Annotated in this window: 14 protein-coding genes; 5 read left to right on the forward strand and 9 right to left on the reverse strand. The window is 59.5% G+C overall.

Features of this window, described 5'->3' with window-relative positions; genetic code table 11:
- Positions 1-2 precede the first annotated feature (2 nt).
- Positions 3-650, forward strand: a complete 648-nt coding sequence (gene pdxH, locus LU682_RS05940; protein ID WP_010952290.1) for a pyridoxamine 5'-phosphate oxidase — start codon at positions 3-5, stop codon at positions 648-650.
- Between the two features lie 39 nt (positions 651-689).
- Here pdxH and LU682_RS05945 read toward each other — a convergent pair whose 3' ends face one another.
- Positions 690-923, reverse strand: a complete 234-nt coding sequence (locus LU682_RS05945) for a hypothetical protein (protein WP_014860076.1) — start codon at positions 921-923, stop codon at positions 690-692.
- 147 nt (positions 924-1,070) lie between these two features.
- Between LU682_RS05945 and LU682_RS05950 the strand changes: the two genes are divergently transcribed.
- Positions 1,071-1,535, forward strand: coding sequence for an outer membrane lipoprotein (locus LU682_RS05950; RefSeq protein WP_009684613.1), 465 nt, complete (start codon positions 1,071-1,073; stop codon positions 1,533-1,535).
- A gap of 69 nt (positions 1,536-1,604) precedes the next feature.
- Here LU682_RS05950 and nhaA read toward each other — a convergent pair whose 3' ends face one another.
- Complete coding sequence (nhaA, locus tag LU682_RS05955; RefSeq protein ID WP_010952292.1) at positions 1,605-2,798, reverse strand: Na+/H+ antiporter NhaA; 1,194 nt, start codon at positions 2,796-2,798, stop codon at positions 1,605-1,607.
- Positions 2,799-3,363: 565 nt separating this feature from the next.
- On the opposite strand from nhaA, the gene LU682_RS05960 reads away from it, so the two are divergent.
- Positions 3,364-4,692, forward strand: coding sequence for an IS110-like element ISPpu9 family transposase (locus tag LU682_RS05960; RefSeq protein ID WP_010952293.1), 1,329 nt, complete (start codon positions 3,364-3,366; stop codon positions 4,690-4,692).
- A gap of 428 nt (positions 4,693-5,120) precedes the next feature.
- Here the strand turns inward: LU682_RS05960 and LU682_RS05965 are convergent, their stop codons facing one another.
- Positions 5,121-6,728 (reverse strand): NAD(P)/FAD-dependent oxidoreductase, encoded by a 1,608-nt coding sequence (locus LU682_RS05965; RefSeq protein ID WP_010952294.1) that lies wholly within the window; start codon positions 6,726-6,728, stop codon positions 5,121-5,123.
- A gap of 103 nt (positions 6,729-6,831) precedes the next feature.
- Positions 6,832-7,506: a COG3650 family protein gene (locus LU682_RS05970; RefSeq protein ID WP_049588168.1), complete on the reverse strand. Its 675-nt coding sequence runs from the start codon at positions 7,504-7,506 to the stop codon at positions 6,832-6,834.
- A 295-nt stretch (positions 7,507-7,801) separates the two neighbouring features.
- Between LU682_RS05970 and LU682_RS05975 the strand changes: the two genes are divergently transcribed.
- Positions 7,802-9,103: an NHL repeat-containing protein gene (locus LU682_RS05975; RefSeq protein ID WP_010952296.1), complete on the forward strand. Its 1,302-nt coding sequence runs from the start codon at positions 7,802-7,804 to the stop codon at positions 9,101-9,103.
- 121 nt (positions 9,104-9,224) lie between these two features.
- On the opposite strand, the gene LU682_RS05980 is transcribed toward LU682_RS05975, so the two are convergent.
- The 5 genes from LU682_RS05980 to LU682_RS06000 form a co-directional block, all read right to left on the reverse strand.
- On the reverse strand, positions 9,225-9,926 hold the full coding sequence (locus LU682_RS05980) for an ABC transporter ATP-binding protein (RefSeq protein WP_003254879.1): 702 nt from the start codon (positions 9,924-9,926) through the stop codon (positions 9,225-9,227).
- A complete protein-coding gene (gene livG / locus LU682_RS05985) occupies positions 9,927-10,694 on the reverse strand; it encodes a high-affinity branched-chain amino acid ABC transporter ATP-binding protein LivG (protein ID WP_010952297.1) in 768 nt (255 codons plus the stop codon).
- Positions 10,691-11,947 (reverse strand): high-affinity branched-chain amino acid ABC transporter permease LivM, encoded by a 1,257-nt coding sequence (locus tag LU682_RS05990; protein ID WP_010952298.1) that lies wholly within the window; start codon positions 11,945-11,947, stop codon positions 10,691-10,693. Before LU682_RS05990 ends, livG begins: the two co-directional genes overlap by 4 nt.
- Positions 11,944-12,867: a high-affinity branched-chain amino acid ABC transporter permease LivH gene (livH, locus tag LU682_RS05995; protein ID WP_008097482.1), complete on the reverse strand. Its 924-nt coding sequence runs from the start codon at positions 12,865-12,867 to the stop codon at positions 11,944-11,946. Before livH ends, LU682_RS05990 begins: the two co-directional genes overlap by 4 nt.
- A 185-nt stretch (positions 12,868-13,052) precedes the next feature.
- Positions 13,053-14,168, reverse strand: coding sequence for a branched-chain amino acid ABC transporter substrate-binding protein (locus LU682_RS06000; protein ID WP_010952299.1), 1,116 nt, complete (start codon positions 14,166-14,168; stop codon positions 13,053-13,055).
- A gap of 359 nt (positions 14,169-14,527) precedes the next feature.
- On the opposite strand from LU682_RS06000, the gene LU682_RS06005 reads away from it, so the two are divergent.
- Positions 14,528-14,839 carry a DUF2288 domain-containing protein gene (locus tag LU682_RS06005; protein ID WP_049588172.1) on the forward strand — a complete coding sequence of 104 codons (312 nt, stop codon included), beginning with the start codon at positions 14,528-14,530 and terminating at the stop codon, positions 14,837-14,839.
- Positions 14,840-14,851 lie beyond the last annotated feature (12 nt).

A 14,851-nucleotide genomic window follows, 5' to 3' on the forward strand; every position in this document is an offset into this window, starting at 1 on the left:
TAATGACCCAATCCCTGGCCGATATGCGCCGCGACTACACCCGTGATGGCCTGGCCGAAGACCAGGCACCAGGGGAGCCGTTCGCCCTGTTCCACCAGTGGTTCGCCGATGCGGTGAAAACCGAGCAGGTGCCGGTAGAAGCCAACGCCATGACCTTGGCCACCGTGGACGGCGAAGGTCGCCCGCATTGCCGTGTATTGCTGTTGAAGGGGCTCGACGAGCAGGGTTTCACCTTCTTCACTAACTATGACAGCGCCAAGGGCCAGCAACTGCAAGCCAACCCCTTTGCGGCAATGACCTTCTTCTGGCCGGCGCTGGAGCGTCAGGTGCGCATCGAGGGCCGGGTGCAGAAGGTCACGGCGCAGGAGTCGGATGCCTACTACCAGGTACGCCCGTTGGGCAGTCGCCTGGGGGCCTGGGCTTCGCCACAGAGCCGCGTGATTGCCGGGCGTGAAGAGCTGGAGGGCCTGGTAAAGGCCACCGAAGCGCGTTTCTCCGACACCCAGCCGCACTGCCCTGAGCATTGGGGGGGATACCGTTTGTTGCCCGAGCGCATCGAGTTCTGGCAGGGGCGGGCAAGTCGTCTGCATGATCGTTTGAACTATCGGCTGGTGGACGGGCAGTGGCTGCGAGAGCGGCTGGCGCCCTGAGCAACTGGGGCCGCCAAGCGGCCCCAGCCATTGATCAAGCTACCCCGGATAACCTGCCGCCTCGCGCTCCAACCACCCCGCCAGTTGCTTACGCCCCACCTTCTCCTGCCGCGCCTGCGCCAACCTTTCCAGCATGAACGCGCGTTTTTCAGGATCGGCCCCTGCCAGCGACAACGCCAGGTCGCGGTCCATCCAGCGGCGCATGCGCACATACAACCACCAGTGGAAATACAGTCCCGCAACGGTGGTGACCACGACGATGAAGTAATCCATGGCTATTCTTGGTCTCACTTGAAAGGCCTTCGACACAGCCCGGCAGGCTGTACCCCGGCTGAATGAAAACAATTTTATTACGTTTGTACCGTGACAGCCGTCAATGTGCAGCGTCTAATGAGCACCTGACTTATGGAGACTTTACCCATGCGTAAATCCGCTTTGCTGGTGGCGACCTTTACCACCATGTCGCTGCTGCTGGGGGGCTGTGCCTCGAGCCTGACCGGTGACAGCTACTCCCGTGACGAAGCCCGCCGCGTGCAAACCGTGCGTATGGGCACCATCGAATCCCTGCGTCCGGTCAAGATCGAGGGCACCAAGACCCCGATTGGCGGCGGTGCTGGTGCCATCGTGGGCGGTGTAGCCGGCAGCGCCGTGGGCGGTGGCCGTGGCAGCATCGTGGCTGCCGTGATCGGTGCCGTGGCCGGTGGCTTGGCGGGTTCCGCAGCAGAAGAAGGCTTGACCCGTACCCAAGGTGTCGAAATTACCGTTCGTGAAGATGATGGCAGCATGCGCGCCTATGTGCAGGCCGTGCAGGAGAACGAAATCTTCCGTGTTGGCGACCGAGTGCGCATCATGACTGTAGACGGTACCAGTCGCGTTTCGCACTGACCGTAGTGCAGTAATAAAAAACCCCGACATGGCTGCTGCCAGTCGGGGTTTTTTCATGCCTCAGCCAAGTCAGGCAATGCTGGTTTTGCGGCTGGCCATTGCGGTGACGGCGTAGCCGATCACCGCAGCAAAGAACGAACCAGTAAGAATGCCCATGCGGTCCATGCCGGCGTACTCACTGCTACCCGGGGCGAAGGCGAGCGAGCCTACGAACAGGCTCATGGTAAAGCCAATGCCGCAGAGTATCGCCACCCCCAGAATTTGCCCCCAACCAGCGCCCGCAGGCAGCGCGGCTAGGCGCAGCTTGACCGCCACCCAGGTCAGGCCGAAAACCCCCACGGTCTTGCCCAGCAACAGGCCGATCGTGATGCCCATCGGCACGGGGTGGGTGAAGCTGTCTACGGTCATGCCTGCCAGCGAAACGCCGGCATTGGCAAAGGCGAAAATTGGCAGGATGGCATAGGCCACCCAGGGGTGCAGGGCATGTTCCAGCGCCAGCAGCGGCGACGATTCAGCATTGCGTGTACGCAGCGGGATGCAAAAGGCCAGCGCGACACCGGCCAAGGTGGCATGCACGCCACTCTTGAGCACACAAACCCACAGGATCAGGCCAACGATCATGTAGGGGCCAAGCTTGATCACGCCAAGCCGGTTCATCGCCACCAGCACCAGCAGACAGGCCGCAGCCAGCAGCAGCGACACACTCGACAGGGTGCCGGAGTAGAACAGGGCGATGACAATGATCGCACCCAGGTCGTCGATGATCGCCAGGGTCATCAGGAACAACTTCAGTGACACTGGTACGCGCTTGCCGAGCAGGGCCAGGACGCCGAGGGCGAAGGCGATGTCGGTGGCGGTAGGGATCGCCCAGCCTGCCACGGCTGCAGGGTTGTCACGGTTGATGAACCAGTAGATCAGCGCTGGCACCACCATGCCGCCCACGGCTGCGGTGGCAGGCAGAATCACTTGTGAGGGCTTGGACAGGTGACCGTCGACCACCTCGCGTTTGACCTCCAGGCCGATGAGCAGGAAGAACAGGGCCATCAGGCCGTCGTTGATCCACAGTAGCAATGGCTTGGCGATGTTCAGCGCGCCGACCTGGACGGCGACGGGTACCTCGAGCAAGCCGCCGTACAGGTAGGACAGTGGCGAGTTGTTGATGATCAGGGCCAGAACGGCGGCGGCGATCAACAGCAGGCCACTGGCGGCTTCGAGCTGGAAGAAACGGGTAAACAGGCTACGCACGGGCTGTAGGCCCTCCATGAGCAGTTTACGCAGGGTACGGGCGTACACCCTAGCCTGCAGAGATATGCTTTCAAACAAAAGACATATTCGTTTTTGTTATATGTTGTTGCTGACAGGCCTGGGGCAAGCCTAGATGGATTTGGGGAAGGATGGGGGAGGGGAAGTCTGGAGTAGGTGCTGGAATAGTCTGATGCCGGACCGGGCCCTTTCGCGGGTAAACCCGCTCCTACAGGGGACCATTGTTCCGTGTAGGAGATCACCCAGCCCTTCCGGGCTGCGCTGTCGCGCAGCAAACATGAGGTGTACGGCTTCAGTTCCGCAGCGACGCTGACATTTTGAAAAAGAAAAGGCGGTTGGCCCGGTAGGGCCAGCCGCCTTTTGCTTTGTTAGGGTTCGTGTGCGCGGGACAGAGATCGTAGCCAGCACTGGTGTGTGTCTGCACACCCGCGTAGGAGAGTGATCCGCACGGTATCGGCGTGAAGTCCCTGTAGGCATCAGCTGATTCAGCTGTGACCACGTATGAGAGAGTGAACCCTTTCGCCACCGTGTGCCCCGCGCGCCCTTTATCCTGCGAGGATTCATCATGGCGCGCAAGCCTTCCAAGCAACGCTTTACCGTCGTCCATCCCGATTGCGCGGCGATCGATGTCGGTGGTCGAGAGCATTTCGTGGCGGTCGATCCCCGGCACGAAAATCCCGTCCAGTCGTTCACGTCCTTTACTGACGACCTGCTCAAGATGGCTAACTGGCTTGAAAGCCTGGGGATCAAGGTCGTTGCCATGGAATCCACGGGGGTTTATTGGATTCCAATTTACGAGATTCTCAGCGAGCGCGGTTTTGACGTTTATCTCGTCAATGCCAGAGCAACTCGGCAAATCACGGGCCGTAAATCAGATGTGCTGGATTGCCAGTGGATCTGGCAGCTGATGACTCATGGACTGCTCAGAGGCGCATTCCGCCCCGATGATCTGACCTGCTGCGTCCGGTCATTGGTCAGGCAGCGTGCTTCCAAAGTGAAAGACCAGGCGCAGACGCTGAACCGGATGCAAAAGGCCATGAGCCAAATGAACATCCAGCTGGCCAATGTCATCAGTGATATTTCCGGTGTAACTGGCATGAAGATTTTGCGGGCCATCTGCGCAGGTGAACGGGACCCAGTGCAACTGGCTGAACTAACCGACCGCCGCATCAAGGCAGGCAAGGAGGCTGTCGCTCGGAGTCTTCATGGCAATTGGCGGCGCGAGCATTTGCATGCGCTAACTCAGGAATTGGCTGCCTATGACTTCCTGGAGCAGCAAATTGCAGATTGTGACGACGCCATAAAAGCCGCGTTAGAGCAGTTGCCGGTGCTGCAAAACAAGCCAGAGCCATCCAAGAAGCCTTTACGGAGCCCACACCGAAACGGCGCCCAACAGACTGTATTGCATCAGACTTTGTGGAAAGTTCTTGGCGTGGACCTAACCGCAATTCCAACCATTGGGGTGGACACTGCATTAGTGCTGGCAGGGGAGATCGGTACAGATCTATCACGCTTCCCGTCCTCACAGCACTTCTGCTCTTGGTTGGGACTGGCTCCCCCTACCCGAATTTCCGGCGGTCATCGACTGGCAGGTGGTGGGCCCAAAATAGTCAATCGAGCAGCGCAAGCACTCAAGCAGGCTGCATCCAATGCCCGTAACGACAAGGGTTTCATTGGCGCATCGCACCGAGCCAGACTGACTCGAATGGATACCAGCTGCGCCATCAAGGCCACTGCGCATCAGTTGGCACGTCTGGTGTACAACCTGTTAACCAAGAAGCAGGCTTATGTTGAACAAGGTCTTGAGGAGTTCGAAACCAGAAGCCAAGACCGGCAGGTCCGGGCTTTGCTTCGCAAAGCCCGGAAACTGGGGTATCAACTGGTGGCCGCTTGAGTGCTTAGAAAACAATGGGTTGCATTTTGTTTGATGAGAGATCACCCAGCCCTTCCGGGCTGCGCTGTCGCACAGCAAACAGGATGCGCATGACGTCAGATCTGCACTGACATCGAGATCTAGAAAAGCATTCGCCGACTGATCCGGGTAGGTCAGCCGCCGAATACTTTGCTATGGTTCCCAATGCGCGGGAAAGAGGCCGTAGACCGCACTGGTGTGCTGCTTTGCTCCCGAATGAGAGAGTGGCCCAAATGGCATCGGCGTTAATCCCTGTCGGCACAGCTTGCTGTGACCACGTATAGAAGAGTGAACACTTCGCCGCCATTGACCCCGCGCGCCTGTTTTTTTCGCTAGAAAGAACAGTGGGTTATCTTTTGTTTGATAGAAGCGGGTTTACCCGCGAAGAGGCCCTGTCAGTCGCTAAAGAGTCAGAGGCCGAGCATATCCCGCGCCACTGCCTCGGCGATGCGAATGCCATCCACACCGGCTGACAGGATCCCGCCCGCGTACCCGGCCCCTTCACCCGCCGGGAACAGCCCTTTGATGTTCAGGCTCTGGTAGTCCTCACCCCGGGTAATCCGCAGTGGCGACGAGGTACGCGTCTCGATCCCGGTCAACACCGCATCATGCAGGTTATAGCCCTTGATCTGCCGGTCGAACGCCGGCAGTGCCTCACGGATCGCCTCGATGGCGAAGTCCGGCAGGCTCGGCGCCAGGTCACCCAAGGTCACGCCCGGCTTGTAGGACGGCTCGACACTGCCCAGTGCGGTCGAGGGCCGGCCGGCGACAAAATCACCCACCAGCTGTGCCGGGGCCTGGTAGTTGCTGCCGCCCATTACATAGGCGTGCGCCTCCAGGCGCTCCTGCAGTTCGATACCGGCCAACGGGCCACCCGGGTAGTCGCGCTCGGGGTCGATGCCGACGACGATGCCGGAGTTGGCGTTGCGCTCGTTACGCGAATACTGGCTCATGCCGTTGGTGACGACTCGCCCTGGCTCGCTGGTGGCCGCGACCACGGTGCCACCCGGACACATGCAGAAGCTGTATACCGAGCGGCCATTCTTGGCGTGGTAAACCAGCTTGTAGTCGGCGGCACCCAGTTTTGGGTGGCCGGCATACTTGCCCAGGCGTGCCTTGTCGATCAGCGTTTGCGGGTGCTCGATACGGAAGCCCACCGAGAACGGTTTGGCTTCCATGTAGACACCTTTGGCGTGCAGCATGCGGAAGGTGTCGCGGGCGCTGTGGCCCAGGGCCAATACCACATGGCGCGAGTGCAACTGCTCGCCGCTTTCAAGCACTACACCGGTCAGTTGGCCATCTTCGATCAACAGGTCGGTGACCTTCTCCTGGAAGCGCACTTCGGCCCCCAGGGCGATCATGTCCTGGCGCATCTGTTCGACCATGCCGGTGAGGCGGAAGGTGCCGATGTGCGGCTTGTTGATGTACAGGATTTCGTCTGGCGCACCGGCCTTGACGAATTCTTCCAGCACTTTGCGGCCGTGGTGTTGCGGGTCCTTGATCTGGCTGTACAGCTTGCCGTCCGAGAAGGTACCGGCGCCGCCTTCACCGAACTGCACGTTGGACTCGGGGTTGAGCACGCTCTTGCGCCACAGGCCCCAGGTGTCCTTGGTGCGCTGGCGCACTTCCTTGCCACGTTCGAGGATGATCGGCTTGAAGCCCATTTGTGCCAGCAACAGGCCGGCAAAGATGCCGCACGGGCCGAAACCGACCACGATCGGGCGCTCCTGCAGGCCTGCCGGGGCCTGGCCGACGAACTTGTAGGTGACGTCTGGGGCCGGGCCGATGTTGCGATCATCGGCGAACTTGCTGAGCAGCTCGGCCTCGTTGCTGGCTTCCAGATCGATGGTGTAGATGAACAGCAGCTCGCTGTTCTTCTTGCGCGCATCGTAGCTGCGCTTGAACAGGTTGAAGCTGAGCAGTTGCTCGTCGCGGATGCCCAGGCGCTGGACGATGGCTTCGCGCAGCGCTTCGTCGGGATGGTCCAGGGGCAGCTTCAGTTCGGTGATTCGTAGCATGGCAGGGTCCAGTATCCCGGCCATGGGCGGCCGGCGGCTTTACACAAACCGCCAAGTATAAGCTGTTAGACGCCCCGACTGGCAGGATAAAAGCGCCCGGTGATCAGTTGTCGCGCGCCCCACCGTAGTAACCGCAGCCTTGCAGGGTCTTGCCGTCGATGCGCAATTCGGCGCGCAGATGGTAGATGGCGCCGGTGGCGCTGTCTACACAGCGTTGCGGCGCGGCCCATAGCTCCACGTGCTGGCCGTTGGCTTCGCTGGTCAGGGTCAGGCCACCGCCGGGCACTTCTTCTTCCAGGAATGGCAGGGGCAGGGGGGGCTGGTCGATGCGGTTGAGCACCATGCCTTTGCCGCTGGCCTTGATGTCCCAACCCGGTTCGTGGCCGTTGGCGCGCAGGGTCAGCTGTTTGAAGTTGGGGTCCTCGCAGGCGCGGGTGGAAGGTTCCAGGCGGTACAGATGGCGTACTTCCAGTTGGCCGTCGTTGGTGGCCTGCTTGCTGCCGGTAAGGCGCCCTCGGACATCGGCAAACAGCTTGTCGTTGGCATCCTTGGCCAGGTTGGCGGCCTCTTGCAGGATGCCGGTGGCGGCGACGTCGTTGATCACGAAGGTGCGGTTTTCGCTGCACGGCTTGAACAGCAACTGGCCACCGGCGGCACGCAGTTCGCCCTGCATGCGCGTGGTGCCGATGTTCGGGTCGTTGGGGGCGTCAGCCATGAGCTGGCAACCGCCGAACAGGGGTAGCAGGGTGGTCAGCAGCAGGGTAGGGGTTAGGCGCATGGGCGAACTCCGGGGAATCTTTGCCAAAGAGCTGGCCACGTTACTGAGACCGGACGAACTCCACAAGTGACATTATCTCCATTGAGACCTATGAAAACGACGCGCGAGTCGGACCAGGAATGCCCAGATACTTGATGAAGTGATAGCCCTGGGCCATTAGTTATATTTGTCAGTAGTCAAGCTGTTTTTAATTGGCAAGAATTTTATACCCGCTGCTTTCTGCTTCAGGGATGATCATTTGCCTCTGCATATGCATGGTTGCGGACTTTATTAATTATTTTAGAGGATATAAAACATGGGTCAGAATAAGCAGGTAGCGGGATTTGATATTGAATATCGAGTACCTTTTCCGATTCCCGAGGCCACCAATAAAAGTACGCTGGTTCTCCCCGTTGGAGGTAAGCGATATTTGCTGGATGGCCTTGGTAAAACGATTATGGTAGGGCGTGTAAAGCATGATGGTACAGCAGATTTGACGTTTGGTTTGCGAGGTTTCAGCTCCCATAATATTTCTGACTTTACGGATGCTTTTCCGCGCGCTGCAGGGTTGATTCCTCAACCTGACGGAGGCGTAATCGCTGGTTTGTATAATGCATCGGAGCTGGGCTTGGTCCGCTTCAAGCTCAATGGTGAGGTCGATATGTCGTTTGGGCAGGCCGGCACGGTCTTCCACAAAGTTGAAAAGATGAGTGCAAGTTCAGCGGGGCGTGGAAGAAACAATGACGGTCGTCAGGATTCTGTTTTTTCGTCGGCAGTGCTGGGCGCATTGACACCCGCCAAGGACGGCAACTTTTACGGGGTTCTGGGTAACCGCTTTGCAGGTGATTTCTCGTTGCTGCGCTGTTTAGCAAACGGAGCGCTGGATGCTGAGTTCAATGGCACTGGCATTGTTAGCGTTAAGCATCCGACTTTGGACACAGACGCCCCCGCCGTTATCGCTTCTGCAGACGGGGGCGCAGTGGTAGTTGGCACACTGGGCGACCTGTCGGTTGGGATGCGCGGATTTTTCTGTCGGTACAAGGCCGATGGCTCGCTGGACAAGACGTTCGGTGAGGAAGGTTATTCGATTTTCGATTCTGTATCTGCAGGTATCCCTCATCCAGAGCTGAGTCAAATGGAGCTTGCTCACGTGGCGATCATGGCGGACGGCGGATACGTCGCGTGTGGTTACCTGACAGCACGTGATCCCTGGCGCTTCTATGGGATGGTGGTACGCATAGATTCAACCGGCCGGCCGGAGCAGTCTTTCAACGGCGGTAAACCGTTGCTCTTTGAGCTGCCTGATGGCGTTGAGGTTGACTTCCTTTGGGGCGGGATTGCTGAAATGGCCGATGGCAAGGTGGCCGTGGCGGGAGGTGCAGTGACGCGCAATGCAGGTTATCAGCGGCAGGTGCTGCTGGTTCGATATGATTCCAAAGGGGTACTTGATCCTACATTTGGCGAGCAGGGCTGGAGGATACTCGCACCTTTTGGAGATGCGGTCACATATCTACAGGGCCTGCAGGTCGATTTAGAGCAAAAAATCTTGGTTTCTGGCGATAGTGGTCCCAATAACAATTTAAGTTCTATGAAGGGGTTTGCGGCGCAGCTTGACTAGCGTGGTACCGAGACCGACGACCTCAATGCTTGGTAGCATCGGCTACAGAACATTGAGGTGTCGGGCAACGTGACAGGCGCAATGGAGAGCCTGTTGGTTGTCTCCTTTCTACGTTAAATACCTATCCCCCCAGATACGCGTCGCGTACCTTCGGGTCCGTCAGCAGTGCTTCACCGGTACCCTGCATCACCACCCGGCCGTTTTCCAGCACGTACGCCCGGTCAGCGATCTTCAGCGCCTGGTTGGCGTTCTGCTCCACCAGGAACACCGTCACGCCATCGCGGCGCAGCTGTTCGATGATGTCGAAGATCTGCTGGATGATGATCGGCGCCAGGCCCAGCGAAGGCTCGTCGAGCAGCAGCAGCTTGGGCTTGCTCATCAGCGCCCGGCCGATGGCCAGCATCTGCTGCTCGCCACCGGACATGGTGCCGCCGCGCTGGATGTAACGCTCTTTCAGGCGCGGGAACAGTTGCAGGACCTTGTCCAGTTGCTCCTGATAGTCGCCCTTGTCGGTGAAGAAACCGCCCATGGCCAGGTTTTCCTCGACCGTCAGACGAGCGAACACGCGGCGGCCTTCCGGCACCACCGCGATGCTCTTGCGCATGATGTGCGAGGACGGCTGGCCGACCAGTTCTTCCCCCAGATACTTGATGCTGCCGCTGTGCGCCTGCGGCGAACCGCACAGGGTCATCAGCAAGGTCGACTTGCCGGCACCGTTGGCGCCGATCAGGGTGACGATCTCGCCCTGGTTGATCTCCACGTTGACGCTGTGCAACGCCTGGATCTTGCCGTAGAAAGTGGAAACGTTTTCGAACTTCAGCATTTACGCTTCCCCCAGGTAGGCTTTGATCACATCAGGGTTGTCGCGGATCTGTTCCGGCGTGCCATGGGCCAGGGGGGTGCCCTGGTTGATCACCACGATATGGTCGGAAATGCTCATCACCAGTTTCATGTCGTGCTCGATCAGCAGCACGGTGACGTTGTGCGACTCACGCAGGTAGGCGATCAGAGCCTTGAGGTCTTCGGTTTCCTTCGGGTTCAGGCCGGCTGCCGGTTCATCGAGCATGATGATGCGTGGCTGGGTCATCATGCAGCGGGCAATTTCGAGGCGGCGTTGCTGCCCGTAGGCGAGGGTGCCGGCCGTACGGTTGGCGAACTCGGTCAGGTTGACCTTCTCCAGCCAGTACTGCGCGCGTTCCATGGCCTCCTTCTCGCTGCGGCGGAAGCTCGGGGTCTTGAACAGGCCGGCGAAGAAGTTGGTGTTGAGGTGGCGGTGCTGGGCGATCAGCAGGTTTTCCAGTGCGGTCATTTCCTTGAACAGCCGCACGTTCTGGAAGGTCCGCACCACGCCCTTGCGGGCGATCTGGTGGCCGGCCAGGCCCTGAATCGGCTGGCCATCGAGCAGGATGGTGCCGCCGCTGGGCTTGTAGAAGCCGGTCAGGCAGTTGAACACGGTGGTCTTGCCGGCGCCGTTCGGGCCGATCAATGCCACCACCTGTTTTTCTTTGACGGTCAGGGCCACGCCGTTGACCGCCAACAAGCCGCCGAAGCGCATGCTCAGGCCGCTGACTTGCAGAATTTCGCGGCTCATCGACGCAGCTCCATGTGTGGACGTTGCATAGGCAGCAGGCCTTGCGGACGCCAGATCATCATCAACACCATCAGCGCACCGAACATCAGCATGCGGTATTCGCTGAACTCACGCATCAGCTCAGGCAGCAGGATCATCACGATGGCCGCGAGAATCACGCCCAGTTGTGAACCCATGCCACCCAGCACGACGATGGCGAGGATGATCGCCGACTCGATGAAGGTGAACGACTCCGGCGTCACCAGGCCTTGGCGCGCGGCGAAGAAGCTGCCGGCGAAGCCGGCGAAGCAGGCACCCAGGGTGAATGCCGAGAGCTTGATCACGGTCGGGTTCAGGCCCAGAGCACGGCAGGCGATCTCGTCTTCACGCAGGGCTTCCCAGGCACGGCCGATCGGCATGCGCAGCAGGCGGTTGATCACGAACAACGCCAGCAGGGCCAGCAGCAGGGCCACCAGATACAGGAAGATGACCTTGTTGATCGAGTTGTATTGCAGCCCGAAGAACTCGTGGAAGGTCTGCATGCCCTCGGCCGCACGGCGTTCGAAGGTCAGGCCGAAGAACTCCGGCTTGGGGATGTTGCTGATGCCGTTGGGGCCGCCGGTCCAGTCGGTGAGGTTACGCAGGAACAGGCGGATGATCTCACCGAAACCGAGGGTCACGATCGCCAGGTAGTCACCACGCAGGCGCAACACCGGGAAGCCGAGCAGGAAGCCGAACGTGGCAGCCATCAGGCCGGCAATCGGCAGGCACACCCAGAAGCTCCAGCCCAGGTAATGCGAGAGCATGGCGTAGCTGTAGGCACCGACGGCATAGAAGCCCACGTAGCCGAGGTCGAGCAGGCCCGCCAGACCGACCACGATATTCAGGCCCAGGCCCAGCAACACGTAGATCAGGATCAGCGTGGCAATGTCGACCGCACCACGAGAGCCGAAGAACGGCCATACCAGTGCCACCACGATCAACCCGATGATGACATAGCGCTGGGTCTTGGGCAGGGTGAGGTAGTTGCTGACTGCCGGGGGGATCAGCTTGCGATCCGATCGGCGGCCCATCACCGAACTCCACTGCTTGTCGAACAGCACGCGCAGGAACATCAGCACGGAACACACGGCGATGATGCTGATGGTGAACGAGCCCTGACTGTGCACGACCAGGCTGATGCCGTCGATGCTCAGTTTCAGGCCCAGTACCGGGAAGGCCACGGCCCAGACCAGCAAGGCGCTGAAGAACGCCTGTTTGAGATTTCTGTTCATACTTTTTCAACCTCCGGGCGGCCCAGAATGCCGGTCGGCCGGAATAGCAGGACAAGAACCAACAAGCCGAATGCCACCACGTCCTTGTACTGGTCGCCGAAGATATCGGCACCGAACGCTTCGGCCACGCCCAGCACCAGCCCGCCGAGCATGGCGCCCGGGATGCTGCCGATGCCACCCAGTACCGCCGCGGTGAAAGCCTTCAGGCCCACCAGGAAACCGGCGTTGGGGTTGATCACCCCGTACTGCATGCTCAGCAGCACGGCCGCCACGGCAGCCAGGGCGGCACCGATGACGAAGGTGAGGGCGATGATGTTGTTGGTGTTGATGCCCAGCAGGTTGGCCATCTTGATGTCCTCGGCGCAGGCGCGGCAGGCGCGGCCTAGGCGGGAACGAGAGATGAACAGGGTGAGCAGGGTCATGGCCACCAGGGTGACGACGAACACCAGGATTTGCATGTAGCTGATCAGTACTTCTTCAGCACCGCCTGGCCCGAAGGAGAAACTCCCGGGGATCAGGTTGGGGATGGACTTGTCCTTGGAGTCCTGCGAAAGCAAGACCGTGTTCTGCAGGAAGATCGACATGCCGATGGCAGAAATCAGCGGGATCAGACGGTTGCTGTTGCGCAGGGGGCGGTAGGCAACCCGTTCGATACTGTAGCCATAGGCACTGGTGACGAAGATCGTCGCGACGAAGGCGACGGTCATCAGGATCGGCAGCGAATGGATACCCATCATGGCCAGGCCCGCCAGGGCGATGAAGGCCACGTAGGAACCGATCATGTACACCTCGCCGTGGGCGAAGTTGATCATGCCAATGATGCCGTACACCATCGTGTAGCCGATGGCGATCAAGGCATAGGTGCTGCCGATGGTCAATCCATTAACCAGTTGTTGGAAGAAATGGTAGATCTCAGGCATTACAGCGCTCCTAAAAACCTGATTTGCATTTCACTGGCAGGGGTACGGCCAGGAAACCGCGGGTGACGGTTTTAAGATTTTCAGGTGAGCCGGCCCCCGGATCGCGGGGATCGGGCCCATGAACCTCATAAAACGAAGCCCACTGCTCGCACAGTGGGCTCGTAGGTCAGCTATTAGTCACGCAGTTACTGAGGGGAGACTTCGGTTTTCGGCTTGCCGAAGTGCCATTCGTAGACCACGAACTTGAAGTCTTTCAGGTCGCCTTTGTCGTCGAACGACAGGTCGCCGGTCGGGGTCTTGAAGGTGCCTTTGTGGATGGCCTCGGCCACCTTGTCGGTATCATCGGAACCGGCTTTCTTGATGCCTTGAGCGATCAGCTCGACAGCCGAGTAGGCAGGGAATACGAACGGGCCGCTTGGGTCCTTGCCGTCAGCCTTGATGGCGTCGACGATCTTCTTGTTCGCCGGGTCCGCGTCGAACGACTTCGGCAGGGTGACCAGCAGGCCTTCGGAGGCGTTCTGGGCGATCTGCGAAATGGAGTCGTTACCCACGCCTTCCGGACCCATGAACTTGGCTTTCAGGCCTTTTTCCTGAGCCTGGCGCAGGATCAGGCCCAGCTCTGGGTGGTAGCCGCCGTAGTAGACGAAGTCGACGTTGTTCTGCTTGAGCTTCTGGATGATCGAGGAGAAGTCCTTGTCACCCGCGTTCAGGCCTTCGAACACGGCAACCTTGGTGCCTTTGCTTTCCAGGGTCTGCTTGACGGCGGTGGCGATGCCTTCACCGTACTGCTGCTTGTCGTGCAGGACGGCAACGACCTTCGGCTTGACGTGGTCGGCGATGTAGTTGCCGGCAGCCGGGCCCTGGGCGCTGTCCAGGCCGATGGTGCGGAAAATCAGCTTGTAGCCACGGGCGGTGATTTCCGGTGAGGTGGCGGCCGGGGTGATCATGATCACGCCTTCGTCCTCGTAGATGTCGGACGCTGGCTGGGTGGAGCTGGAGCACAGGTGGCCGACCACGAACTTGACGCCGTCGTTGACCACTTTGTTGGCGACTGCCACGGCCTGTTTAGGGTCGCAGGCGTCGTCGTATTCCTTGGCTTCGAGCATCTTGCCATCCACGCCGCCCGCGGCGTTGATATCCTTGATGGCTTGCTTGGCGCCGATGAACTGCATGTCGCCGTACTGGGTCACGGGACCCGTCTTGGGACCGGCGATGCCGATCTTGATGGTATCGGCGGCAAACGAATGGCTGGCTACCCCGGCCAGTACCATTGCGGCGAACAGCTTGGAAATCTTGATCATAGTGCTCCACTCATTCTGTTGTAATTCTTATAGTCCTGGCGGCCAGGGCTACAGACCGGGCGGGATTTGCGGCGTGGCCATGCCAACGCGCTAGCCCACCTTCCCCCGGAACATGTCCCGGAACTGTACCGGTACAGTGTAGAGCGCTGTTCGAGCGCTTGAAAAGCGGTCGAAAAGTGCGTCTTTCCTGCGTTGTCGCTTGATCGACAGAAAGATACAGAAAGGCGCCATCAAACTGCCTGCATCTGCGACCCCGTCCCACAACTTCGGGGCCAATCGACCAAATTACATATTTGAAACCGGGTTTTTCTGCAAAAATGCCGGCCTTTTTATTGACCGATTTTTTGCGGATACCACCCATGACTGATCAAACAAGCACCCTCTATGCCAAATTGCTTGGCGAGACGGCAATCATCGAGTGGAAAGCGTTGGAGCGTTTTTGGGCCAAGGGTGACCTGATTTGGGTCGACCCCAACCTTGACCTGATCGCCGTTGCCGAGGCGATGGCCGAGAATCGCAGCGAGATCTTCGCCAAGTGGCGTAGTGATGGCACTGTTGGGCCGGTGTCGGCCGAGCAGGCATTGGACCTGCAAAGCCGCGACCCAGAGATCTGGGCGGTGGTGGTTTCACCGTTCATCGTGATTCAGGTGAAGGGCCAGGAAGAGGCGTGATCTTTTTTAGTG

The sequence above is a fragment of the Pseudomonas alloputida genome, from assembly GCF_021283545.2.
GTDB lineage: Bacteria > Pseudomonadota > Gammaproteobacteria > Pseudomonadales > Pseudomonadaceae > Aquipseudomonas > Aquipseudomonas alloputida.